19 protein-coding genes are annotated in these 24,835 nt (G+C 72.9%); 8 read left to right on the top strand and 11 right to left on the bottom strand.

Annotation, left to right across the window (positions count from 1 at the left end; all coding sequences use genetic code 11):
- Nucleotides 1–25 precede the first annotated feature (25 nt).
- From ACZ3KP_RS00635 to ACZ3KP_RS00620, 4 genes are all read left to right on the top strand, one after another.
- Entirely contained in the window at nucleotides 26–703 is a 678-nt protein-coding gene (locus tag ACZ3KP_RS00635; RefSeq protein ID WP_467495176.1) for a hypothetical protein, read from the top strand.
- Nucleotides 704–778: 75 nt separating this feature from the next.
- Nucleotides 779–1,006: a ferredoxin gene (locus tag ACZ3KP_RS00630; RefSeq protein ID WP_467496722.1), complete on the top strand. Its 228-nt coding sequence runs from the start codon at nucleotides 779–781 to the stop codon at nucleotides 1,004–1,006.
- Nucleotides 993–2,387, top strand: coding sequence for an NAD(P)/FAD-dependent oxidoreductase (locus ACZ3KP_RS00625; protein WP_467495174.1), 1,395 nt, complete (start codon nucleotides 993–995; stop codon nucleotides 2,385–2,387). Before ACZ3KP_RS00630 ends, ACZ3KP_RS00625 begins: the two co-directional genes overlap by 14 nt.
- A gap of 34 nt (nucleotides 2,388–2,421) precedes the next feature.
- Complete coding sequence (locus ACZ3KP_RS00620) at nucleotides 2,422–3,648, top strand: cytochrome P450 (protein ID WP_467495172.1); 1,227 nt, start codon at nucleotides 2,422–2,424, stop codon at nucleotides 3,646–3,648.
- Between the two features lie 7 nt (nucleotides 3,649–3,655).
- On the opposite strand, the gene ACZ3KP_RS00615 is transcribed toward ACZ3KP_RS00620, so the two are convergent.
- Both ACZ3KP_RS00615 and ACZ3KP_RS00610 read right to left on the bottom strand, forming a co-directional pair.
- Entirely contained in the window at nucleotides 3,656–4,171 is a 516-nt protein-coding gene (locus ACZ3KP_RS00615; RefSeq protein WP_467495170.1) for an immunity 21 family protein, read from the bottom strand.
- A 47-nt stretch (nucleotides 4,172–4,218) separates the two neighbouring features.
- The gene (locus ACZ3KP_RS00610) at nucleotides 4,219–4,704 is read right to left on the bottom strand and encodes a rhodanese-like domain-containing protein (protein WP_467495168.1); all 486 of its coding nucleotides are present in this window, start codon (nucleotides 4,702–4,704) and stop codon (nucleotides 4,219–4,221) included.
- A gap of 136 nt (nucleotides 4,705–4,840) precedes the next feature.
- Here ACZ3KP_RS00610 and ACZ3KP_RS00605 point away from each other — a divergent pair, with 136 nt between their 5' ends.
- Nucleotides 4,841–5,287: an Lrp/AsnC family transcriptional regulator gene (locus ACZ3KP_RS00605; RefSeq protein ID WP_467495166.1), complete on the top strand. Its 447-nt coding sequence runs from the start codon at nucleotides 4,841–4,843 to the stop codon at nucleotides 5,285–5,287.
- A 144-nt stretch (nucleotides 5,288–5,431) separates the two neighbouring features.
- On the opposite strand, the gene ACZ3KP_RS00600 is transcribed toward ACZ3KP_RS00605, so the two are convergent.
- From ACZ3KP_RS00600 to ACZ3KP_RS00585, 4 genes are all read right to left on the bottom strand, one after another.
- Nucleotides 5,432–8,422 carry an AAA family ATPase gene (locus tag ACZ3KP_RS00600; protein WP_467495164.1) on the bottom strand — a complete coding sequence of 997 codons (2,991 nt, stop codon included), beginning with the start codon at nucleotides 8,420–8,422 and terminating at the stop codon, nucleotides 5,432–5,434.
- A gap of 106 nt (nucleotides 8,423–8,528) precedes the next feature.
- Nucleotides 8,529–9,692, bottom strand: a complete 1,164-nt coding sequence (locus ACZ3KP_RS00595; RefSeq protein ID WP_467495162.1) for an exonuclease SbcCD subunit D — start codon at nucleotides 9,690–9,692, stop codon at nucleotides 8,529–8,531.
- A gap of 185 nt (nucleotides 9,693–9,877) precedes the next feature.
- Nucleotides 9,878–10,285, bottom strand: coding sequence for a pyridoxamine 5'-phosphate oxidase family protein (locus ACZ3KP_RS00590; RefSeq protein WP_358983140.1), 408 nt, complete (start codon nucleotides 10,283–10,285; stop codon nucleotides 9,878–9,880).
- 378 nt (nucleotides 10,286–10,663) lie between these two features.
- On the bottom strand, nucleotides 10,664–13,048 hold the full coding sequence (locus ACZ3KP_RS00585) for a phosphoketolase family protein (RefSeq protein ID WP_467495160.1): 2,385 nt from the start codon (nucleotides 13,046–13,048) through the stop codon (nucleotides 10,664–10,666).
- A 41-nt stretch (nucleotides 13,049–13,089) separates the two neighbouring features.
- Between ACZ3KP_RS00585 and ppk2 the strand changes: the two genes are divergently transcribed.
- The 3 genes from ppk2 to ACZ3KP_RS00570 all read left to right on the top strand — a co-directional run bounded on the left by ppk2 (nucleotide 13,090) and on the right by ACZ3KP_RS00570 (nucleotide 16,533).
- Nucleotides 13,090–13,893, top strand: coding sequence for a polyphosphate kinase 2 (ppk2, locus tag ACZ3KP_RS00580; protein WP_467495158.1), 804 nt, complete (start codon nucleotides 13,090–13,092; stop codon nucleotides 13,891–13,893).
- A gap of 318 nt (nucleotides 13,894–14,211) precedes the next feature.
- A complete protein-coding gene (locus ACZ3KP_RS00575) occupies nucleotides 14,212–15,927 on the top strand; it encodes a SulP family inorganic anion transporter (protein ID WP_467495156.1) in 1,716 nt (571 codons plus the stop codon).
- A gap of 141 nt (nucleotides 15,928–16,068) precedes the next feature.
- Nucleotides 16,069–16,533 carry a cyclic nucleotide-binding domain-containing protein gene (locus ACZ3KP_RS00570; RefSeq protein WP_467495154.1) on the top strand — a complete coding sequence of 155 codons (465 nt, stop codon included), beginning with the start codon at nucleotides 16,069–16,071 and terminating at the stop codon, nucleotides 16,531–16,533.
- A 21-nt stretch (nucleotides 16,534–16,554) separates the two neighbouring features.
- Here the strand turns inward: ACZ3KP_RS00570 and ACZ3KP_RS00565 are convergent, their stop codons facing one another.
- The 5 genes from ACZ3KP_RS00565 to ACZ3KP_RS00545 all read right to left on the bottom strand — a co-directional run bounded on the left by ACZ3KP_RS00565 (nucleotide 16,555) and on the right by ACZ3KP_RS00545 (nucleotide 24,594).
- Nucleotides 16,555–16,995 carry a universal stress protein gene (locus ACZ3KP_RS00565; protein WP_467495152.1) on the bottom strand — a complete coding sequence of 147 codons (441 nt, stop codon included), beginning with the start codon at nucleotides 16,993–16,995 and terminating at the stop codon, nucleotides 16,555–16,557.
- Between the two features lie 102 nt (nucleotides 16,996–17,097).
- Nucleotides 17,098–17,271, bottom strand: a complete 174-nt coding sequence (locus ACZ3KP_RS00560) for a hypothetical protein (RefSeq protein WP_467495150.1) — start codon at nucleotides 17,269–17,271, stop codon at nucleotides 17,098–17,100.
- Nucleotides 17,272–17,296: 25 nt separating this feature from the next.
- Nucleotides 17,297–17,653 (bottom strand): PRC-barrel domain-containing protein, encoded by a 357-nt coding sequence (locus tag ACZ3KP_RS00555; RefSeq protein WP_360565553.1) that lies wholly within the window; start codon nucleotides 17,651–17,653, stop codon nucleotides 17,297–17,299.
- Nucleotides 17,654–17,719: 66 nt separating this feature from the next.
- Nucleotides 17,720–20,263: a SpoIIE family protein phosphatase gene (locus tag ACZ3KP_RS00550; RefSeq protein ID WP_467495148.1), complete on the bottom strand. Its 2,544-nt coding sequence runs from the start codon at nucleotides 20,261–20,263 to the stop codon at nucleotides 17,720–17,722.
- 44 nt (nucleotides 20,264–20,307) lie between these two features.
- Nucleotides 20,308–24,594 (bottom strand): HAMP domain-containing protein, encoded by a 4,287-nt coding sequence (locus ACZ3KP_RS00545; RefSeq protein ID WP_467495146.1) that lies wholly within the window; start codon nucleotides 24,592–24,594, stop codon nucleotides 20,308–20,310.
- Nucleotides 24,595–24,835 lie beyond the last annotated feature (241 nt).

Raw genomic sequence — 24,835 nt, 5'->3', positions numbered from 1 at the left:
ACCGGACACAGGAAGCGAGCCGCGCATGCAGACCTCCGAGCCCCGACGGGAGCCGTTGGAGACCCCCCGGGCGGCGGGCGTGGCCGGGATCGTCTTCGCGCTGCTGCTCGCCGCCGCGATGGTGCTGATCCGGCTGGGGATCCCGCAGGGTGCCGACGCGGTCGTGGCCCAGCGGCCGGATGCGGCCCAGCGCAGCGCCGTGCACGCGGCGCTGCTGCTGGTGCCGTTCGCGGGCATCTGCTTCCTGTGGTTCGCGGGCGCGGTACGCGCCCATGTCGGTGAGGGCGAGGACCGGTTCCTGGCCACCGTCTTCCTCGGCAGCGGCCTGGTCTTCACGGCCACGATGTTCGGCGCCGCGGCGACGGCCACGGCGGTGTTCGACACCGCGCATCCGGCGGGCACCTCACCCTCCAGAGCGGTCTGGGACTTCGGCCAGCACATGGCGTACACGCTGATGACCGGGTACGCGATGCGGATGGCGGCCGTCTTCACCTGTTCCACCTCGGTGATCGGGCACCGGCTGGGCGTCCTGCCCCGCTGGCTCACGGTGCTGGGCCTGCTGGCCACCGTGTCACTGCTGTTCGTGTCGTCCGCCGTGCCGTGGGCCGAACTGGTGTTCCCGGCCTGGTCGCTGCTGATCAGCGTGTACATCGTCGCGGAGAGCTTCCGCCGTGCCACGCGCTCCCGTGCCGGAGTGCGCTGAGTTCGCACGGGTCCGACACTGGGACGACGGACCGGCGGTACCCACCGGACCTGGCCACCGAAGGGCGGAGCCATGATGCGCCTTGTCGTCGACCTCAACCGATGTCAGGGATACGCGCAGTGCGCGTTCCTCGCTCCGGACGTCTTCGCCATGCACGGCGAGGAGTCGCTCGTCTACAACCCGCGTGCCGAGGAGGAGCAGCGGGAGCGACTGGCCCGCGCGGTCGCCGCCTGCCCGGTGCAGGCGATCACCGCCGATGGTCTGGGCGGAGCCGCGGGAGGGGCCTCGGATGCCGCCCACTGACTATGTGGACTGGCTGCGGCGCGAGGGCCGGATCGTGATCGTGGGGGCCTCACTGGCCGGGCTGCGGGGTGCCGAGACGCTCCGCGCCGAGGGCTTCGCCGGCGAACTCACCATGATCGGCGACGAGCCGTACGAGCCCTACGACCGGCCGCCGCTGTCCAAGGGTGTGCTGCTCGGCAAGGCGGAGCCGCACCACACGGAGCTGCCGCACCGCCTGGAGATCGACGCGAAGTGGCGGCTGGGGGTCGCGGCGACCGGCCTCGACATGGAGGCCAGGCGGGTACGGCTGGCCGACGGCGACGAGGTGGAGTACGACCGGTTGCTGATCGCCACCGGGGTGCGGGCCCGGCCCTGGCCGAAGGAGGAGGAGGCCCGCCTCGACGGCGTCTTCACGCTGCGCACCCGGGACGACGCGGCCGCGCTGCTGCGGCGGCTGAAGGCCGGGCCGCGCCGGGTGTTCGTGATCGGCGCCGGATTCACCGGTTCGGAGATCGCCTCGGCCTGCCGGGAACAGGGCATCCCCGTCACCGTGGCGGAACGCGCGGGCGCGCCGCTGGTGGGTGCGCTGGGCGGGGTGATCGGCGCGGTCGCGGCCGAGATGCACCGGGAGCACGGGGTGGACCTGCGGACCGGCGTCATGGTGACCGCGCTGGAGGGTGACCTGGCCGGGCGGGTGCGGGCGGTCCATCTGTCCGACGAGAGCGTCGTCGAGGCGGACGTGGTGGTCGTGGGGCTCGGCGCGGTCCGCAACACCGACTGGCTGACCGGCTCCGGGCTGGGCGCCGGACCGCGGGGCATCGCCTGTGACGCGGGCTGCCGCGCCTTCGACTTCCGGGGCATCGTGACCGACGACGTCTTCGTCGCCGGCGATGTGGCCCGGTCCCCGCACGCGCTGTTCGGCTACCAGTTCCTCTCCCTGGAGCACTGGGGCAACGCGGTCGCGCAGGCCGAGACCGCCGCCCACAACATGGTCAGTTCGAGCGCGGAGCGCAGGCCGCATCTGTGGGTGCCGGCGTTCTGGTCGTCGCAGTTCGGGGTGAACATCAAGTCGGTCGGGGTGCCGCCGATGGGCGACCAGATCATGATCACGCAGGGCTCGCTGGCCGAACGCCGGTTCGTCGGTGTCTACGGCCACCAGGGCAGGACGATCGCCGCGGTGAGCTTCGACAACACGCGGTGGCTGGAGTTCTACCAGCGCCAGATCGAGCGGGGCGCGCCGTTCCCGGTGGAGTTCCCGACGGTGGACCGGCGTCCCGAGGGGCGGGTGCCGGTGGACGCCGACTTCCCGGACCCGGCGCTGCCGACGCACGCCCCGATGGTGACCCTCAGCGGTTACTCGCCGACCGACCAGCAGCTGGTCTTTCACCCCGCCCGCCACTGACCGTGAGCCGGCCCCGACGTTCCAAGGACCTGTCATGACGCAGACGTCGATGTTGCGGCAGATCACCGACTTCGCCAACCGCGCCGACCCCTACCCGGTGTACGAGGAGTTGCGCAAGACGCCGGTGTGGCACGAGGAGGACGGCCCGTACCTCGTCAGCACTTACCACGACATCGAGGCACTGCTGCACGACCCGCGGATCAGCTCCGACGCCACCAACCTGGCCGCCCTCGGAGCGGACGAGCTGTCCGGTCCGGAGGCGACCGGGCTGCCGCCGAGTTTCATCCGGATGGACCCGCCGGAGCACGACCGGCTGCGCAGGATCGCCAACAGCTCCTTCGGACCGCCGCACCGGCCACGCCGGATCGAGAACATGCGGGGCCAGCTGGAGGAGATCATCACCGAGCTGATCGACGGCCTGGGCGACGCGCGGGAGTTCGACCTCGTGGACCAGGTCGCCTACCCCTTCCCGGTGACCGCGATCTGCCGGCTGCTCGGCGTACCGCGGGAGGACGAACCCCGGTTCCGGGCCTGGGTCGACCCGATCGTGGCCGGTCTGGACCCGGACACCCGGACCGCCGCCGACTCGGAGAAGGCCGCGCAGGAGGCCCGGCTGCAGCTCGGCATGTACCTGAACGGCCTGGTGGAGCAGCGCGCCCGGGAACCCCGCGACGACATGCTGTCCGACCTGGTGCACAGCCGCGGCCCGGACGGCGCCATGACGACCATGGAAGTCCTCAGCACGGCGGTGCTGCTGCTCATCGCGGGCCACGAGACGACCGTCAACCTCATCACCAACGGGATGCTCACGCTGCTGCGGTACCCGGAGGTCCTGCAGCGGCTGCGCGACGACCCGGGTCTGTCGGTGCGGATCGTGGAGGAACTGCTGCGCTACGAGCCGCCGGTGCAGCTCCTGCCCCAGCGCACCTGCATCACCGACGTCGAGGTGCACGGGGTGACCATTCCCAAGGGTGCGCGGATCTGGCTGGTCCTGGGCGCGGGCAACCGGGACCCGCACCGGTTCACCGACCCCGACCGGTTCGACCCGGACCGCCAGGACATCCAGCACCTCGGCTTCGGCAGCGGCGTCCACAGCTGCTTCGGTGCCCCGCTGGCCCGCATCGAGGCGCAGCTGGCGCTGTCCCAGCTGGCCCGGCGGCTCGACAATCCCCGGCTGGTCGAGGACCCGCCCCCGTACCGTCGGAACGCGGTGCTGCGCGGTCCCCGGCATCTCGGCATCGCCGTGGACGGGGTGAGGTGACGGTCGGTCAGTCGTCGACCTTGCGCAACTGCACGAGTCCCAGCCAGGTTTCCGGGCCGGGTCTGGTGTAGGCGGCGCGCACCGCGTAGGTGCCGGGCTCCAGCGGGACGCGCAGGTGCTCCCCGCCCTCGGCCTCGCCGCCCGGCCAGGCGGAGTCGAACAGGACGACGGGACCGGGGACCCGCCAGCGCAGTTCCTTCTCCCACACGGCGGTGTCGAGCGCGGCCGGGACCTGGGCCAGCAGTTCGTCCTCGGAGTCGGCGGCGGACCACCGTACGAAGGTGCCGTGGTCCGGCAGGAAGGACGTCGAGGCGGGCTCGTCGCCCAGGACCAGGGCGGCGCTGTCCCCGACCGGGAGCAGTCCGACGAAGCCGTCGACCTCGCAGGCACGGTCGTAGTCGGTGGCCAGGTCCGCGCTGTCCGCGCCGGCCCAGAAGGGCAGGACCGTCTCCGGGACCACCACGAGCGGACCCCCGCCCGACTCCACCCACTCCATCACGCCTGGATCCGCATAACGAGTCATGGGCCGAACCTACACGTACGGCGACCGCGCAGGTTCGCCTTCGGGAATCAGCAACCGCAGTCGCCCTGTTGGGCGGGCGCGGTGAGCGGGTCAGGGGTCCGGCGTTCGCGCCCCTGCCAGGTCTCGAACTCGAAGCCCTCACGCACCCAGTACTCGAAGCCGCCGAGCATCTCCTTGACCCGGTAGCCGAGTTCGGCCAGGGCCAGGGCGGCACGGGTGGCGCCGTTGCAGCCGGGACCCCAGCAGTACGTCACCACGGGCACGTCCCGGTCGAGGAGCCCGGCGGCCTGCTCGGGGACGAGCGCGGTGGGCAGGTGGACGGCGCCCGGGATGTGGCCCTGGTCCCAGGCGGCGGTGGAGCGGGAGTCGAGGAGGACGAAGCCGGGGTCGGCGGCGCCGGCGAGGGCGGCGGCCACGTCGGAGACGTCGGCGTGCCAGGCGAGGCTCGCGCGGAAGTGGGCGGCGGCCTCGGCGGGGGCGGCCGGGGCGACGCGCAGCACGGGGTTGGGGGCGGTGACGAACGTCTCGGTCATGTCGGGCCTTTCCCTGCGACCGCCGGTGCGGCGGATCTCCATGACCGGAAATCTACGGCCGGTGACCGGCCACCCTGAAGGCGCGATTCCCGGCCCGGGCCTTGTCCGGCCGGGGATTCCCTGTTATCCATCCGCCATGACCGCGTTTTCCCCGGACGCCACCGACTGGCGCATCCTCGACGTCCTCCAGCGCGACGGCCGGGCCAGCTTCGCCGAGCTGGCGCGTGCCGTCGCGATGTCCCCGAGCGCGGTGACCGAACGCGTGCGCCGCCTGGAGGAGGCGGGCGTGATCCGTGGCTACGCGGCGGTGGTGGACCCGGAACGCCTCGGCCTGCCGATCCTCGCCTTCGTCCGCCTCCGCTACCCCAACGGCCGCTACAAGCCGTTCCACGACCTGGTCGCCGCCACCCCCGAGATCCTGGAGGCCCACCACGTCACGGGCGACGACTGCTTCGTCATCAAGGTCACCGCCCGCTCGATGCGCCACCTGGAGGAGATCTCCGGCAGGATCGGCACCCTGGGCTCGGTGACGACGAGCGTCGTCTACTCCTCGCCCCTGCCCCGCCGGGCGATCGGCACCTAGGGCCCCAGGCCCTGTCGTCACATTCCCGTCGTCGCCCGGAGGGCGGCCCTGCGGCGTCAGGTGCGTGCTCTGGGGGTCCCCCCGGCCGAAGGCTGGGGGAGCGTGCATGGCGTCGCGGGGCAGGCGGGAATGTGACGACAGGGCCTAGACGCCCCGCTGCCGCAGCCCGGACCCCGATCTGCCCTTCACCACCTCCAGCTGCGCGTGGACGCGGCGGCGCAGGTCGGCGACGTGGCTGACGATACCGACGCTGCGGTCGCGTTCGCGCAGCGAGTCGAGGACGTCGAGCACCTCGTCCAGGGTCTGGTCGTCGAGGCTGCCGAAGCCCTCGTCGATGAAGAGGGTGTCGAGGCGGACCCCGCCGGCCTCGTCGGTGACCACGTCCGCGAGGCCGAGGGCCAGGGCGAGGGAGGCGAAGAAGGTCTCGCCGCCGGACAGCGTGGCGGTGTCGCGTTCGCGTCCGGTCCAGGCGTCGACGACGTGCAGTCCGAGGCCGCTGCGACCACGTCCGGTGCGGTCGTCGGAGTGGACCAGGGTGTAGCGGCCGGACGACATGCGCTGCAGGCGGACGGTGGCCGCGGCGGCGACCTGTTCCAGCCGGGCGGCCAGGACGTACGACTCCAGGCGCATCCGGCGTTCGTTGTCGGCCGAGGTGCCCGCGGTGAGGGCGGCGAGCCGGGCGACCCGGTCGTACTCCTCGCGCAGCGGGGCGAGCCGGCGCGCCTGCGCGGTGGCGCGGGCGGACAGCCGGTCGAGTTCGGTGCAGCAGTGGTCGGCCCGGTCGCGTGCCGACGCGGCCTCACGCACCGCCCGGGCCGCCGCGGCGGCGGCGCGTTCGGCCGCGTCGAGGTCGGCGGGCGGCTGTTGCGCGGCGGCCGCGGTGTCCGTCTCGGCCAGTACCGCACGGACCGCCGCCTCCTCCGACTGCCTTTCGTCCAGGCGTCGTTGCAGCTCGCGGTGGGCGGTGTCGTCGAGGAGCGCGGCGGCCGCGGCCTGCGGCGTCTCGAAACCGGCCCGGTAGGCGGCGTCCGCGAGCCGGGCGTCGGCGTCCTTCAGGTGCCGGGCGGTGTCCTCGGCGGCGCGCGCGGTGTCGGCGGCCTCGGTGAGCAGCGCCACCTGCCGCTCCAGCTGCGCGGTCCGCGCCGCCACGCTGTCCGCACTCCCCCGGGCCTTGGTCAACTCGGCTTCGAGCGAGGCGTGTTCGGCATCGAGGCCGTCGCGCCGGGCGACCCGGGAGGCGGCCCGGACCTCGGCCTGCCGGCGGTCGGTCAGCCGGCGCTCGCGCTCCCGCTCGGCCAGCCGCAGCTCCTCCTGCGCCGGGTGCAGGTCGGAGGCGGCGCCCCGGGCCAGGAGGTACTCCTGCTCCAGCTCGTCCGTCTGGGCGGCCAGCCGGTCGGTGGGGGTGTCCCCGGCCGCGGCGGTGGCGGCGGCCAGTGCCTCGCGTGCGGTGGCGAGGCGGCGTTCGTCCTGGGCGCGCCGCGCCTCGGCGCGCTGGTGGTCGGCTTCCGCGCGCTCCTCGGCCTCCGCGTCGACATGGCCCGCGAACTTCTGAGCGGGCGCGGGGTGTTCGGTGGACCCGCAGACGGCACAGGGCTCGCCCGCGGTGAGCCGGGCGGCGAGCTCCGCGGCGATGCCGGCCAGGCGCTGCTCCTTGAGCCGCAGCCAGTGCGCCTTCGCCTCCAGGGCCAGCGCGCCGGAGGCGAGGGCGGCGCGCTGGGCTTCGTCGGTGTCCCGGCCGAGTTGGTCCCGCAGCCGGGCCGCCGCCAGCCGCTGCCGCGCGGGTTCGCGTCGCACGGCGAGTTGCTCGGCCCGGGTCGCGGCCTCCTGGGCGGCGTCGATACGGGACTGGAGGGCGGCACGGGTGGCGTCCCAGTCGGCGAGCCAGCCGTCGGTCTCCCGCAGGACGTCCTCGTCCTCGCGTTCCTGCCGGTCGAGGCGGCCGCGCTCGTCGACGACCTCGGCGAGCCGTCGCTCGGCCCGGCGCGCGGACTCCAGGCCGCCCAGCTCCTCGGCGGCCCGGCGGGCAGCGCCCGCGAGCCCTGCCGCACCGGCTCCGGCGAAGGTGTCCGGCAGCAGCGCCCGTGCGCGTGCCTCGGCCGCGGCCGCCGCGCGGTGCGCGGACTCGGCCGCCTCGCGCAGTTCCAGCGCCGGCGCCACCGCCTCCGCCTTCCGCGCCCGCGCCATCCGCGCCTGCGCCTCCTGGTGGGCCCCGGCCCCCTCCGCCAGCCGGGCCGCCCGCTGCCGTGCCTGCGCGAACCTGCCTTGCAGCCGGGCCAGTTCACGGGCGTCCGCCAGCGCGCGGTCGGCGGCGAACTGGGCGGACTCGGCCAGGTCGAGGCGGCAGTTCGCGAGGGCGCGGCGCTCCCGTGCGGTGCTGCGGGCGACCGCTGCGGCGGTCAGGACGGCCTCGGCGAGGCCGGGGTCGCCCGGGGCCAGGTCAGGCAGCTCCATCGCGTCACCGGCGGCCTGCTGCATCCGGTGCGCGTCGGCCAGCAGCGCGGCGTCACCGTCCCGTACCCGGGCCTCGGTGGACTTCCGCCGCTCGGCGAGGCGCTTCTCGACGTCGGCGAAGCGCTGGGTGTCGAAGAGCCGGCCGAGCAACTGGCCGCGGGCTCCCGCGTCGGCGCGCAGGAAACGGGCGAAGTCGCCCTGGGGCAACAGCACGACCTGGCAGAACTGCTCCCGGCTCATACCGAGCAGCTGGGTGATCTCCTCGCCGATCTCCTGATGGGAGCGGCTGAGATCCTTCCAGGCGGCGCCCTTCGCGTCGTACTCGCGCAGCCAGGTCTGGGCCTTGTCCAGGGTCGTGCCCGAGCCGCGCTTCTTGGGGCGTTCCCAGGGCGGCTGCCGGGTGATCTCCAGGCGGCGTCCGGCGACGCTGAGTTCGAGGCGGACCTCGGTGCGGACGGCCGGGGCGGCGTGGTCGCTGCGCAGGGTGAGGCCCTGGCCGCCCTGACGGGCGCCGGGGACGCTGCCGTAGAGCGCGTAGCAGACGGCGTCCAGAACGGAGGTCTTGCCGGCACCGGTCGGGCCGTGCAGCAGGAAGAGCCCGGCGGTGGAGAGCGCGTCGAAGTCGACGCTCTGGGTGTCGCCGAAGGGCCCGAAGGCGGTGAGATCGAGCCGGTGAAGCCTCACTGGACGCCCTCCCCGGGCCGTCCCGGGCCCGCCGTCACCGCACCGCGCGGGCGGCCGGCCCCGGCGGTGTGCGGGCAGGCGGGCGGGGTGCTGCGGGTACGGGCGGTCACCGGGACACCTCGCGGGCCGCGGCGTCCGCATGGACGGCGTCGAAGGCTTCGCCGAGGACGGCCAGTTCCCGTTCGTCCGGGCCCGCGCCGCGCACGTGGGCGACGAAGTCCTCGGCGATCTGCCGGTCGGTGCGGCCGGCGAGGCGGCGGGCGTAGGTCACGTCCGGGTCGTCCGGGGCGCGGTCGGGGGCGAAGACCAGGCTGAGGGTGCCCGGGAAGCGGTCGGCGAGCCGGGCCATGGGGTCGGCGGGGCGGACCGGGTCGGTGAGGGTGGCCTCGATCCAGGCGTCCTCGTGCCGGGTGAGGGCGGGGTCGGCCAGCAGGTCGTCCAGGGTGCCCCGGAGGCGGGCCAGGGGGCGCGGGACCGGGCAGTCCAGCCGCTCGGCGGTGACCGTGCCGTCACCGGCCAGGTCGACCAGCCACATGCTCTTGCGGTGGTCGGTCTCCGAGAAGGAGTACGCGAGCGGGGAGCCCGAGTAGCGGACGCGCTCGGTGATGGTCTGGCAGCCGTGCAGATGCCCCAGCGCCACGTAGTCGACGCCGTCGAAGACACCGGCCGGGACGGCGGCCACCCCACCGACGGTGATGTCCCGCTCGCTGTCGCTGGCCTCGCCTCCGGTCACGAACGCGTGCGCGAGGACGACGGAGCGGGTGCCGGGGGCACGGGTGGCGAGGTCGGCGCGGACCCGGTCCATGGCGGCGGCCAGCACCGCCTCGTGACCGGCCTTCTCGACCCCGAACTCGTCTTTCACGAGGGCGGGTTCGAGATAGGGCAGCCCGTAGAAGGCGATGTCGCCGAAGGCGTCGGCGAGGACGACCGGGGTACCGGCGGCGGACGGTTCGGTCCGCAGGTGGATGCCCGCGCGGTCGATGAGGCCGGCGCCGACGCCGAGGCGACGGGCCGAGTCGTGGTTGCCGGAGATCATCACCGTGGGCACGCCCAGGTCGGCGAGCCGGTGCAGCGCGTCGTCGAACAGCTCGACCGCGGCGAGCGGGGGGACCGCGCGGTCGTAGACGTCCCCCGACACCAGCACGGCGTCGACGGCCCGCTCGCGTACGGTCCGCACGAGGTGGCCGATGAAGTCGGCCTGGGCGTCGAGCATGGTCACCCGGTGGAAGGAGCGGCCGAGGTGCCAGTCGGACGTGTGCAGCAATCTCACGAAACCGCCCCGACCCGCATGTCCCGCCCTTCCGCCCCTCACGACCGACGCCCGTCGGCAGGGGCCGACGGTCAGCGCCCACCACGCTAACCCCTGCGGACCCCTGCTCCACCACGGGACTCGGCCCATCGGCCGGTTCCGGGATGAATTGCCGGGAATGAGCAGATTGGCAGGTGATCGGTTCCTCAGCCGGTCAGTTCCCGTCCGGTGACCAGGTCCGGCTCGATGCGCACGAAGACCTCCTGCGGCATCGGCACCCACGAGCGCGGGCCGTCACGGACCAGCCGTTCGTGCTCGGCCGGGTCGTGCACCACGGTCGCGGCACCGGTGACGACCACACTCCAGCCGGACCGGCTGTCCGCGTCCACCTCGTCGGCCTCGAAGGCCACCACGGAGCCGTCGATGGCGTGCACCAGTTCCGAGGCCGCGGAGGTCCGCAGCAGCACGGCGCCGTCCCCGTCCAGACCGAAGTTGACCGGCAGCACGGCGGGCAGCGCGTGCCGGGTGTGGACGATCCGGCCGACGGGCACCCCGGCGAGCAGGCGCAGGCACTCGCCACGGTCCAGTTCGCGGAATCCGTCATGGGAGTACATCGGCCGCCTCGTCTCTCGTCCTGCGGTACCACCGTCCTGGGACACCGGGTCCTGTCAGCCTGCGCCGCCGGTCAGGGGCGGGTCCAGGGGCCAACGGTCCCGGCCGGGCCGACGAAGGGCCCGGGGGCCCGGGGGCCCGGGGGCCCGGGGGCCCGGGGGCCCGGGGCCCGGGGCCCGGGGCCCGGAGACGGCGCCCGGTCCCGGTACCGGGCTCCAATGGTGTCCGGAGGCCTCGGCCGTCGCCGCCCTGGGGGGAGGTGTGCGCGCCCGCTGCGGGAGCGGGTGTGCCCGCCACCTCACGGATCCAGCCTGCACCGGCCGGGAACCGGCCGCTTGGGCCGACCGGCCCCCGTCCACCGCCGGACGGGCCGGGTCCGGTCAGCCGGCCCAGCTCCAGTTGGCCACCTCGGGCAGGTCGGTGCCGTGGTCGCGGATCCAGGCCTCGTGGCGGGTGCGGGCGTCGGCCATCTGCTGGCGTACCACGGCGGCACGGACGGCGAGGCCGGGGACGCGGTCGATGACGTCCATGACGAGGCGGTAGCGGTCCAGGTCGTTGCGGACCACCATGTCGAACGGGGTGGTGGTGGTCCCGGACTCCTTGTATCCGCGGACGTGCAGGTTCCGGTGGCCGGTGCGGCGGTAGGCGAGGCGGTGGATCAGCCAGGGGTAGCCGTGGTAGGCGAAGATCACCGGCTTGTCGGTGGTGAACAGGCCGTCGTACTCGAAGTCGGTCATCCCGTGCGGGTGCTCCTCGTGCGGCATGAGGCGGGCCATGTCGACGACGTTCACCACCCGTACCGCCAGCTCGGGCAGGTGACGGCGGAGCAACTGGGCGGCGGCGAGGATCTCCTGGGTCGGGACGTCGCCGGCGCACGCCAGCACGACGTCCGGTTCACGGGAGCCGTTCTCGGTGCCGGCCCAGTCCCAGATCCCGGCGCCGCGGGCGCAGTGGACGCGGGCCTGGTCCATCGACAGCCAGTCGAAGCAGGGCTGCTTGCCGGCCACGATCACGTTCACGTAGTCGCGGCTGCGCAGCACGTGGTCGGCGACGGACAGGAGGGTGTTGGCGTCCGGCGGGAGGTACACGCGGACGACTTCGGGGCTCTTGTTGAGGACGTGGTCGACGAAGCCCGGGTCCTGGTGGGAGAAGCCGTTGTGGTCCTGGCGCCACACGTGCGAGGTGAGCAGGTAGTTGAGGGAGGCGATGGGCGCCCGCCAGGGCAGGCGACGAGACGTCTTCAGCCACTTGATGTGCTGGTTGACCATGGAGTCGACGATGTGCACGAACGCCTCGTAGCAGGAGAAGAGGCCGTGCCGGCCGGTCAGGAGGTAGCCCTCCAGCCAGCCCTGGCAGAGGTGTTCGGAGAGGATCTCCATCACCCGGCCGTGCGGTTCGAGGTGCTCGTCGACCGGGAGCCGCCCGGCCTGCCAGGCCTTGCCGCTCACGTCGAAGACGGCCTGGAGCCGGTTGGAGGCGGTCTCGTCCGGGCCGACCAGCCTGAAGTCCCGGCGCAGTCGCGTGTCCTTCATGATCCGCGCGAGGAGGTCGCCGAGCACCCGGGTGGGTTCGTGCAGGGTCGTGCCGGGCTTGTCGACGGGGACCGCGAACTCGTCGAGATCGGTGACCGGCAGGTCCCGGACCAGCAGGCCGCCGTTGGCGTACGGCGAGGCGCCCAGCCGCCTCGCGCCGTCGGGGACGCAGGCCAGCACGTCGGCGACGGGCCGGCCGTCGGGGCCGAACAGCTTCTCGGGCCGGTACGACCGCAGCCAGACCTCCAGCTGCCGCAGGTGCTCGGGGTTCTCACGCACGGCGGCGAGCGGTACCTGGTGGGCCCGCCAGGTACCCTCGACGGGCACGCCGTCCACCACGGCGGGGCCGGTCCAGCCCTTGGGCGTGCGCAGCACGATCACCGGCCAGTGCACGCGTTGCGTGCTGCCGTCCTCGCGTGCCGAGCGCTGCATGACGGCGATGCGGTCCAGGGCGTCGTCCATCGCCGCGGCCATGGCCCGGTGGACCTCGTGCGGGTCGTCGCCGGTGACGTGGATCGGCTCGTGACCGTACCCCCTCAGCAGGGCGTCCAGTTCGGCCTCGGGCAGGCGGGACAGGACGGTCGGGTTGGCGATCTTGTAGCCGTTGAGGTGCAGGATCGGCAGGACGGCACCGTCGTGCACCGGGTCGAGGAACTTGTTGGAGTGCCAGGACGCGGCCAGCGGGCCGGTCTCCGCCTCGCCGTCGCCGATCACACAGGCCACCAGCAGGTCCGGGTGGTCCAGGGCGGCGCCGTAGGCGTGGGCCAGGGAGTAGCCGAGTTCACCGCCCTCGTGGATCGAGCCCGGCGTCTCCGGGGCCACGTGACTGGGCACGCCCCCGGGGAACGAGAACTGCCGGAACAGCCGCGCCATCCCCTCCCCGTCCCTCGGGACGTCGGGGTAGGTCTCGCTGTAGCTGCCCTCCAGCCAGGAGTTGGCCAGTACGGACGGGCCGCCGTGCCCCGGCCCCCACACGCACACCGCGTCCAGGCCGCGCGCCCGGACCACCCGGTTGAGGTGGGTGTACACGAGGTTCAGGCCGGGCGAGGTGCCCCAGTGGCCGAGCAGCCGCGGCTTGATGTGCTCGGGGCGCAGCGGCTCGGTGAGCAGCGCGTTGGACATCAGGTAGATCTGGCCGGCGGCCAGATAGTTGGCGGCACGCCAGTGGGCGTCGAGGGTGCGCAGCTCGTCGTCGGACAGTACGGTGGCGTCCTGGTGTTCGACCTTGGACATCGGATGGCTCCATCGGTAGATCATCGGGTGGCGGAGGCGGCATGGCCGGCAAGAAGGCGGCGGAGCTGCCGCGCAAGGTGTACGAGACGGAACTGCTGCGCCTGCAGACCGAATTGGTGAAAGTGCAGGAGTGGGTACGGGCCACGGGTGCACGTCTTGTAGTGATCTTCGAGGGCCGGGACGCCGCAGGCAAAGGCGGCACGATCAAACGGGTGACCGAGCACCTCAACCCGCGCATCGCCCGGATCGCGGCACTGCCGAAGCCGACGGAGCGCGAGCGCACCCAGTGGTACTTCCAGCGGTACGTCGAGCAGCTGCCGGCCGCCGGGGAGATCGTGCTGTTCGACCGGTCCTGGTACAACCGGGCCGGGGTCGAGCGCGTGATGGGTTTCTGCACCAAGGAGGAGTACCAGCTCTTCCTGCGGCACTGCCCGATCTTCGAACGGATGCTGGTCGAGTCGGGGATCCTGCTGCGCAAGTACTGGTTCTCGGTGAGCGACACCGAGCAGCAGGACAGGTTCCGCAAACGGCTGCAGGATCCGCTGCGGCGGTGGAAGCTCTCGCCGATGGACCTGGAGTCGATCACCCACTGGGAGGCGTACTCCCGGGCCAAGGACGAGATGCTGGTGCACACCGACATCTCCGACGCGCCCTGGTACGTCGTGGAGAGCGACGACAAGCGGGCGGCCCGGCTGAACATGATCGCCCACCTGCTCTCGACGGTGCCGTACCACGACGTGCCGCCACCGGTGCTGGAACTGCCCGAGCGGCCCGCGCCGACGGGGTACCAGCGCCCGCCGCGTGACCTGCAGACCTACGTCCCCGACCACGCCGCGAGCCTGTAACCGGCTCCGGCGAGGGCAGCCGAAGCCCCGTACGACCGCTGGGTCCATGTCTGCTGCTCCTCGAAGGTCGGCCGGCCGGGCGACCGGCGTGCGCGACGGACGCCGGATCCCCCGGAAGCGGGATCCAGCCTGCTGCGCCGAGGCGGCCGGCGACAGGGCCCGGTGGTCCCGCACCCGTGCCGTTCGGCCCATGCCGAACCGGGGTGAGGCCGTCGAACCGGTCCCTGCGACCTGGCCGTTGGCGAGGTGCCGCGCGCCTGCGGGGCGGGCGGGTACCGTCCGGTGGATGCTGGGAGATCACACGGCGGAAGGCGGCGCATGGACCGGGGCGGCGACGAACACGTGGGATGGCACCGGCTCGCGCCCGGACTCGCCCTGCTGCTCGGCTACCGGCGTACCTGGCTGAAGGGCGACCTGCTGGCCGGCGCGACCGTCGCCGCGTACCTGGTGCCGCAGGTGATGGCGTACGGGGAGGTGGCCGGCCTGCAGCCGGTCGCGGGGCTGTGGGCGATCCTGCCCGCGCTGGCCCTGTACCCGGTGTTCGGCTCCTCGCGGCTGCTCTCGGTGGGCCCGGAGTCGACGACCGCGCTGATGACGGCCACCGTGGTCGGCCCCCTCGCCGCCGGGGCCCCCGCCCGGTACGCCGTGCTGGCCGCGACCCTCGCCGCCACCGTCGGCCTGCTCTGCCTGGCCGCGCGGGCGATACGCCTCGGTTTCCTCGCCGACCTGCTGTCCCGCCCGGTCCTCATCGGCTATCTGACCGGCGTGGCCCTGATCATGATGGTCGACCAGCTGACCAAGCTCACCGGGGTCCCGACGGCCGGCACCGCGTTCTTCCCTCAGCTGTGGTCCTTCCTCACCCGTCTGGGAGACGTGCACCCGCCCACCGTCGTCCTCGCGGCACTGTCCCTCACGGTGCTCCTGCTCATCGCCCGGTACGTGCCCGTCCTCCCCGGCCCGCTGCTGGTGGTGGCCCTGGCCACGGCGGCCGTCGTCGTGTTCGGCCTCGACGACCGCTACGGCATCAAGGTGATCGGCACGGTCCCCTCCGGCCTGCCGGATCTCGCCCTGCCGGACCTCGGCGCGATCCCCCGCCTGGTCCTGCCCGCGCTGGGCGTCCTCCTGGTCGCCTACACGGACTTCATCCTCACCGCGCGCGCCTTCACCGGAGCCGGCCCGGACGAGGAGCCCACCCTCGACGCGGACCAGGAGTTCCTGGCCCTGGGCGCGGCCAACCTCGGCGCGAGCGCCGTGCACGGCTTCCCGGTGAGCAGCAGCGCCAGCCGCACCGCCCTCGCGGCCTCGTCGGGCGCCCGCAGCCAGGCGTACTCCCTGGTGGCCGGGGCCCTCGTCCTCGCGGTCCTGCTGCTGCTCAGCCCGTTGCTGACCCGCACGCCGTCCGCGGTCCTCGGTGCCCTCGTGGTCTACGCGGCCCTGCGCATGATCGACCTGGCCGGCTTCCGCCGCCTGGCCGCCTTCCGCCGTCGCGAACTCCTGCTGGCACTGGGCTGCCTGGCCGGGGTCCTCACCCTGGACATCCTGTACGGCGTGCTGGTCGCCGTCGGCCTGTCCGTCGCGGAGCTGCTCACCCGGGTGGCCCGTCCGCACGACGCGGTCGAGGGCCTGGTGCCCGGTCTGGCCGGCATGCACGACATCGACGACTACCCCGCCGCCCGGACGATCCCCGGGCTTCTCGTCTACCGCTACGACTCGCCCCTGTTCTTCGCCAACGCGGAGAACTTCCGGCGCCGGGCGCTGGCCGCCGTCGGCGAACAGACCGACCCCGTCCGGTGGTTCGTCCTCAACACCGAGGCCAACGTGGAGGTCGACATCACCGCCCTCGACGCGGTCGACGAGCTTCGCCGCGAACTGACCGCCCGGGACGTCGTGTTCGCCCTGGCCCGCGTCAAACAGGAACTCCTGGACGACCTCCGGGCCTATGGCCTCGCCGACGCGGTGGGCCCCGACCGCATCTTCCCGACCCTGCCGACGGCGATGGCGGCGTACCACGAGTGGGCGGCCGCGCAGAACTGACCGGCCACCGGCAGCGGGCGCCGCAGAGGTGCCCAAGGTCCCGGTCACGGGGACCGCTCGGCCCATGGCGGGCCCGGGGCCGGACCCGCACGCTGGCAGCAGAAGTCAGGAGTTCTCCCGCGCGTCCCCAGGAGGCCCGTCATGAACGCCCCGCCGTCCCTCAGCATGCCGCGCGCCCTGCCCGCCGGTCAGCGGCAACGGCTGATGCGCTTCGCCCGGGAGGTCTCCTTCGCCCAGGGGGCCAGGCTCTTCGAGGAGGGCGGCCACGCCGACCGGTTCTGGATCGTGCGCACCGGCCGGGTCGAGCTGGACATGCGGGTGCCCGGTCGGCGGGCGGCCGCCATCGAGAGTCTGGGGCCGGGCGAACTGGTCGGCTGGTCCTGGCTGTTCGCGCCCCATGTGTGGCACCTGGGCGCCGAGGCCACCACGCCGGTCCGGGCGTACGAGTTCGACGCCGCGACGGTGCTCACCCTGTGCCAGGAGGACGCGGAGCTGGGCGCCGCCGTCAGCCAGTGGGTGGGGCAGGTGGTCGGCCACCGTCTGAGCGCGGCCCGTACCCGGCTCCTGAACCTGTACGCCCCCTATGGCGCGGGCACGAGCGTCTGACCGGGAGGGCGAGGCGCCGGCTCACGTCTCGTGGGAGCGCACGACCACCACCGGGCAGTCGGCGTGCTGCGTCACCTGCATGCTGACGGAACCGAGCAGCGCCCGGGCGAACCCGCCCCGGCCCCGGCTGCCGACGACCAGCGCCTCGGCCCCCGCCGAGGCCCTCACCAGCACGTCGGCGGCGTTGCCGTGCACCAGATGGGTCGTGACGGACCGCGCGTCCTCGCCGAGGGCCTCCGTCAGCTCCTGCCGCATCCGGTCCCGGGCCTCCTCCTGGTCCACGTCCATGTCCACCGCGGGCCCCGACCAGCCGTACAGCCCCGGGAGCTCCCACACGGACACCGCCTCCACGGTGCCGCCGACCAGGCCGGCGTACCGGACCGCCCAGCGCAGGGCGCCGTACGAGGACGACGACCCGTCGACACCGACCACGACTCTGGGCACGGCGACTTCCCTGTCCATCGGTCCCACCTCTCCCACGGCGCGCACGCCGCCCAGCGGTCCCCCTCACCCCCACGCTGCGCGATACTCCGCCGCGCCGCCAGAGATACGCCTCCGGCAGGGTCAGCGGACGATGCGGTGGTGCCGGCCGCCGTGCCGCAGGCGGAGCGCGGCGTAGACGAGGTCGACGGCCAGGACGACGGCGCCGATGACGAACAGGTAGGACAGTCCGTGGGCGGCGAACCCGATGATGCCCAGGACCAGGGCCACGAGGATCAGGAGCAGAAACAGGGTCATCGGCTCTCCTGCCGCTTCGGCCCGGTCAGCGCCGGGCGAGCCGGCGCTCACCGCCGGCGCCGGGGGTGTAGTCGAGGTCGTAGTGCGAGAAGACCGCGGGTTCCTGGGCGGCCAGGAGCTCGCCGTCCGTGTCGATCGCAGGGGCCTTCTTGACCACACCCCTGTCGTAGGCCACCTTCAGGTAGCCCGGACCGACGGTCGCCTTCACGAGGGGGACGAACACCAGCCGACGACGGGTCGGCAGCCCGACCGTGACGGTGGCGTACAGCGGCCTGTCGGTCGCGGTGTCGACATAGACCGACTCCAGGACACCGATCTTGTGACCACCCGGGTCCACCACGTCATGACCGCGCCATTCGCGGATGTCGCCTGCTTCGAACATCGCCCACCTCCGGCTGTGCGGGTACCCCCTGAACCCGGGGTTGACGCACGGCGCGGGGCGCCCGGGTCAGGGCACCACGCGGATGCCGACGATGCAGGTGTCGTCGTCGGTGTCGGACCTGCTGTGGGTCAGCAGGCGGTCCAGCCGCTGCTCCAGGGTCCGGGGGACCGCGCGGGCGGCGGTGAGCAGCTGCGCCAGGGACTCCTCGACGGACCGGTCCCGGCGTTCGATCAGGCCGTCCGTGAACATCAGCAGGGTGTCGTCGACGGCGAGCTGCACCTCGTGCTCCTGGTAGGCGGCCTCGGGCACGGCGCCCAGCAGCAGGCCCTGGACGAGCGGCAGCGCTTCCGCCTCGGGGCCGCGTACCAGGACCGGCGGCAGGTGGCCCGCGCGGGCCCAGCGCAGGGTGTGGTGGTCGGGGTCGTACAGACCGCACACGGCGGTGGCGGTGACGGAGCCGGTCAGGTGGTGGGTCACCATGTTCAGCCAGGTCAGCAGCTGCCCCGGGCCCGCGCCGGTCACGGCGAGGCCGCGCAGCGCGTTGCGCAGGACGACCATGCTGGTGGCCGCCTCGATGCCGTGTCCCGCCACGTCGCCCACGCACAGCAGCACCAGTCCGGACGGCAGCACGACCGCGTCGTACCAGTCGCCGCCGACCAGGTTCTGGGTCTCCGCGGGCCGGTAGCGCACCGCCAGGTCCAGGCCGGGGACCGCCAGCGGGGCCTGTGCGGGCGGCATGATGGCGTGCTGGAGCTGGAGGGTGAGCCGGTTGCGTTCGCTGGCCTGCTGCTCGGTGTGGGCGAGCCGGTCGCGGGTGGCGGCGAGGGCGACCTCAGTCCAGTGGTGTGCGGAGATGTCCTGGTAGGCGCCGCGTACGCCGTACAGCTGGCCGCCGGAGTCGAGGACCGGTTCGGCCACCACCCGGATGTGGCGGGTGACCCCGTCGGGTCGCTGCAGACGGAACGCGGTGGACGCCGGCCGGTGGTGGTGCAGGAGGGTGCGCAGGAAACGGCCGATGGTGACGGCGTCGTCGGGGTGGGCGTGGGCGGGCATGTCCTCCAGCGGCACGGGGGGTGCGGAGGCGGGCCGGCCGTAGAGGTCGTAGAGCTGGCCGTTCCAGGTGATCTCGCCGGTGAGGACGTTCTCCTCGAAGCCGCCGATGCGGCCCAGCCGCTGGGCGTGCTTGAGCAGGCTGGCCAGGCGGGCGGTCTCGTCCTCGATGCGCCAGATGAGCAGCACGCTGCCGCCGTGCCGGCTGATGTTGAAGTCGGCCACCGCGGCCAGCGGGACGTCGTCGACCAGGGCGGTGAGGCGCATGCGGCGGGCGCGGTAGGGCTCGCCGGTGGCGAAGACGCGCTCGATCCGGTCGAAGAGTTCGCTGTGGCCGGCGACCATCGGGTACGCCTCCAGGAGCAGGGCGTCGTTGATGACGCTCCGGGGCCGGCCGGCGGGGTCCAGGAAACGGCTGTTGACGTGGTGGATGCGGAAGTCGACGAGGTTCCCGTCGGCGTCCAGGTGCGGCACCAGGACCAGGGCCGGGTCGTGGAGTCCTTCGGCGAGGTCGATCAGCTCGGTGACGGCCGGCACCGCGCGCGCGACGGAGTCGCCGTCGAAGGTGCGGGGAGTGTAGGTCTCCAGGGTGTGCGCGCACAGCTCGGCCAGCGCCTCGACCTGCCGGACGATCGGCGGGGAGGGGGTGTCGAGGGGGGTGGGCCAGGCGATCTCCAGGACACCGTGGATACGGCCGCCGGTCCCGGCCGGTACGGCTACCCGGCCGCCCTCGGGATGGTGGTGCTGGCCGATGGAGGGCAGGCCGGTCTCGGCGAGACTGTGGATCCAGTGGCCGGCGCGTTCGGTGAGGCCCCGGCGGGCCACGGTCGCGACGCCCGGGGGCACGTGCCGCCAGCGTCCCGCCTCGGCGGAGGAGAAGCCGGCGTTCCCGGCCAGGGTGAGCGAGCCGTCGGTGCCCAGGGCCCAGATCGCCACGGCCTCCGCGCCCAGCGGGACCAGCGCGTGTTCCAGCAGGGCGTCGGCCACGGCCTGGGTGTCGTCGGCGGCCAGCGCACCGCTCTCGGCGGCCCGCAGCCGTACGCTCGCCGACCCGGAGGTGTCGGTGCGGGCCGCGGTGACCGTGAGGAATTCGGCGGCGACCTCCGAGAACCGGTCCCGTGCGGCCTGGTTGATGACGTCGACCGCGAACTCCAGGGGGGTCACCCCGGCCTGCTCGGCGAGCTCGGCCAGCTGCCGGGCCGCCTGCGCCGGGCCGCAGCCCAGCCGTTCCACCAGGATGCCCTTGGCCATCTCGATCAGCGCACGCCCGTCGGCCTCGGCCTGCGCGGCCCGCACCTCACGCCGCAGCCGCTCGACCGTCGCCGCGAGCCGCCCGACGGGGGACCGCTCCCCCGCCCCGTCCTCGTCTCCGCCGGGCCCGTCGCCCTGCTCCACGACGGCGACGGACGCCGCGCCGCCCACCGGAGTCCGGCCGTCCGCCGGGCCCGCGCCCTCGGCCGCGGCGGAGCCGTCCGCCGCGTCGGGGACTCCCGTCGCGGCGTGGTCGCCCGCCGAGGCGCCGGAGGTGAGGGGCTCGGGGGGTTGACGGAGATCGCTCACGGTGTTCCTGTTCCTCCGCTGGACGTCACGCGGGCCGCGCACGCTCACTGTGACAGCCAGCGTCGGACACGGGCCATGAGGTCGCCCGTGTCGACGGGTTTGGTGACGTAGTCGTTGGCACCGGACGCGAGGCTCTTCTCCTGGTCGCCCGGCATCGCCTTCGCGGTGACGGCGATGATGGGCAGCTCCGCGTACTGGGACATGGCCCGGATCTCCGCGGTCGCGGCGTACCCGTCCATCTCCGGCATCATCACGTCCATCAGGACCAGGCAGACGTCGGGGTGGGCGAGCAGCATCTCGATGCCCTTGCGGCCGTTGTCGGCGTGCAGGACCTGGAACCCGTGCAGTTCCAGCACCCCGCTGAGGGCGAAGAGGTTGCGCGCGTCGTCGTCGACCACCAGGACCGTCCGGCCGCGGAAGGCGTCGTCGACGATCTGCGCGGCCGGCCGGTGCGGCTCCTCGGTGCGGACCAAAGACAGCACGTCCCCGGGCTGTTCGGCGGACAGGTGCAGGGTGATGCGCTCGCGCAGCTCGTCGAGGCTGGACAGGAAGTCCAGCGGACGCCCCCCGGCGAGGGCGCGCAGCGCCTGCTCCTGCGCCAGCTCCACCCGGTGCCCGGTGTGCACCAGGACGGGCACGCTGGCCAGCGCGGAGTCGCCGCGCATGGCCTCCAGGAAGTCCGCGCCCTCCTTGCCGGGCATGCCCAGTTCCAGGACGACGCAGTGGCAGGGCTCGGCCGCCAGCGTGCTCGCCGCCTCCTGGGCGCCGACGGCGGTGATGAGGTCGATCGCCCCGTGCGGGTCACCGGGTTCCTGGGCGAGGTCACCGACGGCCCGTTCGGCGACCAGAGTGAGCAGCCCGCGCGGGCGCTCCTCGATCACCAGCAGCCGTCGCCTGCGGTGCTGTCCGGCGGCCGGGACGGCCTCCGGCAGTTCGAGGGACGCGGCGGCGTCCCCGGTGGTGACCTCGCCGGCGGGGGCGTGCTGATGTTCCCCCGGCCGGCCGCCGTTCTCCAGCAGTTCCTCGAAGTCCGCGCGGGCGACCGGCAGGTACAGGGTGAAGGTGCTGCCCTGTCCGGGGGTGCTGTCGACCGTGACGGCGCCGCCGAGCAGATGGGCGATCTCCCGCGTGATGGACAGGCCCAGTCCGGTGCCCCCGTACTTGCGGCTGGTGGTCCCGTCGGCCTGCTGGAACGCGCCGAAGATGGTCTCCAGTTGCTGGTGCGGGATGCCGATGCCGGTGTCGACGACCCGGAAGGCCACCACAGGACCGCCTCGCAGGACCTCCGGCGGCACCTCCCGGTCGGCCGCCGGTTCGATGAGCAGCTGGACGCCGCCCTCCTCGGTGAACTTGACCGCGTTCGACAGCAGGTTGCGCAGGATCTGCCGCAGCCGGGAGTCGTCGGTGAGCAGGTCGGCCGGGGTCCCCGCGGCGGTGGCCACCGTGAACTCCAGGCTCTTCTGGGTGGTCATCGGCCGGAAGGTGACCTCGACGTACTCCAGGAGCTGGCGCAGCGGCACCCGTTCGGGGGCGACGTCCATCTTGCCCGCCTCCACCTTGGACAGGTCGAGGATGTCGTTGATCAGCTGGAGCAGGTCGGAGCCCGCCGAGTGGATGATGCCCGCGTACTCGACCTGCTTGGGGGTGAGGTTGCGCGAGGGGTTCTGCGCCAGCAACTGGGCCAGGATCAGGAGGCTGTTGAGGGGGGTGCGCAGTTCGTGGCTCATGTTGGCCAGGAACTCCGACTTGTACTTGGAGGCCAGCGCCAGCTGCTGCGCCCGGGTCTCCAGTTCCTGTCTGGCCTGCTCGATCTGGAGGTTCTTCGCCTCGATGTCGCGGTTCTGCGAGGCCAGCAGGGAGGCCTTCTCCTCCAGTTCGGCGTTGGAGCGCTGCAGTTCGTCCTGCTGGACCTGCAACTCCTCGGACCTGGCCTGGAGTTCGGAGGTCAGCCGCTGGGACTCCTCGAGGAGTTCGTCGGTGCGGGCGTTGGCCACGATGGTGTTGAGGTTGACGCCGATGGTCGGCATCAGCTGGGTGAGGAAGTCCTGGTGGATCTGGGTGAAGCCGGTCAGCGAGGCCAGTTCGATGACCCCGAGGACCTGCTCCTCGACCACGATGGGCAGCACCATCAGCGCCCTGGGCACCGCCTGTCCGAGACCGGAGGAGATGGTCACGTAGCCCTCGGGCAGGTCCTCCACGGTGATGGGCCGCCGGTTGCGCGCGACCTGCCCGACGAGGGAGCGTCCGACGGGGATGCGGGTGGGCCGGTCCGCGTCGTCCGGGTAGCCGTACGACCCCACCAGCCGCAGTTCGTGACCGCGTGGGGTGTCCTCCGCGAGGTAGAACGCGCCGTACTGGGCCGCCGCCAGGGGCGCGAGCTCGTCCATGATCAGCTCGGCCACGACCGGCAGGTCGCGGTGGCCCTGCATGAGGCCGGAGATGCGGGCGAGGTTGGTCTTGAGCCAGTCCTGTTCCTGGTTGGCCCGGGTGGTCTCGCGCAGCGACCCCACCATGGAGTTGATGTTGTCCTTGAGTTCGGCGACCTCGCCGGAGGCCTCCACCGTGATCGAGCGGGTCAGGTCGCCCTCGGCGACGGCGCTGGCGACCTCGGCGATCGCACGGACCTGCCGGGTGAGGTTCCCGGCCAGTTCGTTGACGTTCTCCGTCAGCCGCTTCCAGGTGCCCTCGACGCCCTCCACCTCGGCCTGTCCGCCCAGCCGGCCCTCGCTGCCGACCTCGCGGGCGACGCGGGTGACCTCGGCGGCGAAGGACGACAGCTGGTCGACCATCGTGTTGATGGTGGTCTTCAGTTCGAGGATCTCGCCGCGGGCGTCGACGTCGATCTTCTTCGACAGGTCGCCGTTGGCCACGGCTGTCGTCACCAGGGCGATGTTGCGGACCTGCCCGGTGAGGTTGTTCGCCATGGAGTTGACGTTGTCCGTGAGGTCCTTCCAGGTGCCGGCCACGTTCGGCACGTGGGCCTGGCCGCCGAGGCGGCCTTCGGTGCCGACCTCGCGGGCGACCCGGGTGACCTCGTCGGCGAACGCGGACAGCGTGTCGACCATGGTGTTGATGACGTCCGCGAGGGCGGCGACCTCGCCCTTGGCCTCCACGGTGATCTTCTGCGAGAGGTCGCCGCGCGCCACGGCCGTGGCGACCTGGGCGATGGAGCGGACCTGCCCGGTCAGGTTGGACGCCATCACGTTGACGTTGTCCGTGAGGTCCTTCCAGGTTCCCGACACGCCCCGCACGATCGCCTGGCCGCCGAGGTTCCCCTCGGTGCCGACCTCGCGGGCGACGCGGGTGACCTCGTCGGCGAACGCGGACAGCTGGTCCACCATCGTGTTGATGGTGTCCTTGAGTTCGAGGATCTCGCCGCGGGCGTCCACGGTGATCTTCTGCGACAGGTCACCCTGCGCCACCGCGGTGGCGACCTGGGCGATGGAGCGGACCTGCCCGGTGAGGTTGCCGCCCATGAAGTTCACGGAGTCCGTCAGATCGCGCCAGGTGCCCTTGACGCCCTTGACGTCCGCCTGGCCGCCGAGGCGTCCTTCGGTGCCGACCTCGCGGGCGACCCGGGTGACCTCGTCGGCGAACGCGGACAGCTGGTCCACCATCGTGTTGATGGTGTTCTTCAGCTCCAGGATCTCGCCGCGGGCGTCCACGGTGATCTTCTGCGACAGGTCACCCTGCGCCACGGCGGTCGTCACCTGAGCGATGTTGCGGACCTGGGAGGTGAGGTTTCCGGCCATGAAATTGACCGAATCGGTCAGGTCGCGCCAGACACCGCCGACGCCGGGCACCTGCGCCTGGCCGCCGAGGCGTCCCTCGCTGCCGACCTCGCGGGCGACCCGGGTGACCTCGTCGGCGAACGCGGACAGCTGGTCGACCATCGTGTTGACGGTCTCCTTCAGCTGCAGGATCTCCCCGCGCGCGGGCACGTCGATCTTCTGTGACAGGTCGCCCTTGGCCACCGCGGTCGCCACCTGGGCGATGTCGCGGACCTGCGTGGTCAGGTTGCCCGCCATGGCGTTGACCGAGTCGGTGAGGTCGGCCCAGGTACCGGAGACACCGGGTACCTCCGCCTGACCGCCCAGGGTGCCCTCGGTGCCCACCTCGCGGGCCACGCGGGTCACTTCCGACGTGAAGAGGGACAGCTGGTCGACCATGCCGTTGAAGACCGTGGCGATGTCGCCGAGCAGCCCCGGTCCGTCGGCAGGCAGCCGGGTGCCGAAGTCCCCGTCGCGCACGGCCGTCAGCCCGGCCAGCAGTTGCCGTAGCTCCTGCTCACCCGGCCCCTGCACCTGGGCGCCCACCTTCGTGCCGCTCATGCACACCCTCGTTCCACTCCCCAGGAGTCCCCACCCCGAGGACCCGGAACCACACCAGGGCCACAAGCCCCACCCACCAGCGGGAATTCCGTGTTCGACGGGTCCGGCAGATGGGAAATCGGTCGCAGATTAACGCACGGAACTGCCAGCGGCCAAAGCCCGCGAACCCTCGAAAGCGGCCTTACCGGACGGCCGAAAATCAGGGGTGGCGAGGGCGGCATGAGGGCGCCGGATCGGGGTA

This window comes from Streptomyces sp. NPDC020958, assembly GCF_055562175.1.
This window is presented reverse-complemented; position numbering and strand designations above follow the sequence as displayed.

Coding starts and splice junctions, on each gene's coding strand:
- ACZ3KP_RS00615 (WP_467495170.1), bottom strand. CDS start 4,171: ATGACTCGTTATGCGGATCCAGGCGTGATGGAGTGGGTGGAGTCGGGC.
- ACZ3KP_RS00610 (WP_467495168.1), bottom strand. CDS start 4,704: ATGACCGAGACGTTCGTCACCGCCCCCAACCCCGTGCTGCGCGTCGCC.
- ACZ3KP_RS00585 (WP_467495160.1), bottom strand. CDS start 13,048: ATGTCCAAGGTCGAACACCAGGACGCCACCGTACTGTCCGACGACGAG.
- ACZ3KP_RS00605 (WP_467495166.1), top strand. CDS start 4,841: ATGACCGCGTTTTCCCCGGACGCCACCGACTGGCGCATCCTCGACGTC.
- ACZ3KP_RS00620 (WP_467495172.1), top strand. CDS start 2,422: ATGACGCAGACGTCGATGTTGCGGCAGATCACCGACTTCGCCAACCGC.
- ACZ3KP_RS00545 (WP_467495146.1), bottom strand. CDS start 24,594: ATGAGCGGCACGAAGGTGGGCGCCCAGGTGCAGGGGCCGGGTGAGCAG.
- ACZ3KP_RS00560 (WP_467495150.1), bottom strand. CDS start 17,271: ATGACCCTGTTTCTGCTCCTGATCCTCGTGGCCCTGGTCCTGGGCATC.
- ACZ3KP_RS00555 (WP_360565553.1), bottom strand. CDS start 17,653: ATGTTCGAAGCAGGCGACATCCGCGAATGGCGCGGTCATGACGTGGTG.
- ACZ3KP_RS00565 (WP_467495152.1), bottom strand. CDS start 16,995: ATGGACAGGGAAGTCGCCGTGCCCAGAGTCGTGGTCGGTGTCGACGGG.
- ACZ3KP_RS00625 (WP_467495174.1), top strand. CDS start 993: ATGCCGCCCACTGACTATGTGGACTGGCTGCGGCGCGAGGGCCGGATC.
- ACZ3KP_RS00635 (WP_467495176.1), top strand. CDS start 26: ATGCAGACCTCCGAGCCCCGACGGGAGCCGTTGGAGACCCCCCGGGCG.
- ppk2 (WP_467495158.1), top strand. CDS start 13,090: ATGGCCGGCAAGAAGGCGGCGGAGCTGCCGCGCAAGGTGTACGAGACG.
- ACZ3KP_RS00570 (WP_467495154.1), top strand. CDS start 16,069: ATGAACGCCCCGCCGTCCCTCAGCATGCCGCGCGCCCTGCCCGCCGGT.
- ACZ3KP_RS00590 (WP_358983140.1), bottom strand. CDS start 10,285: ATGTACTCCCATGACGGATTCCGCGAACTGGACCGTGGCGAGTGCCTG.
- ACZ3KP_RS00630 (WP_467496722.1), top strand. CDS start 779: ATGCGCCTTGTCGTCGACCTCAACCGATGTCAGGGATACGCGCAGTGC.
- ACZ3KP_RS00575 (WP_467495156.1), top strand. CDS start 14,212: ATGGACCGGGGCGGCGACGAACACGTGGGATGGCACCGGCTCGCGCCC.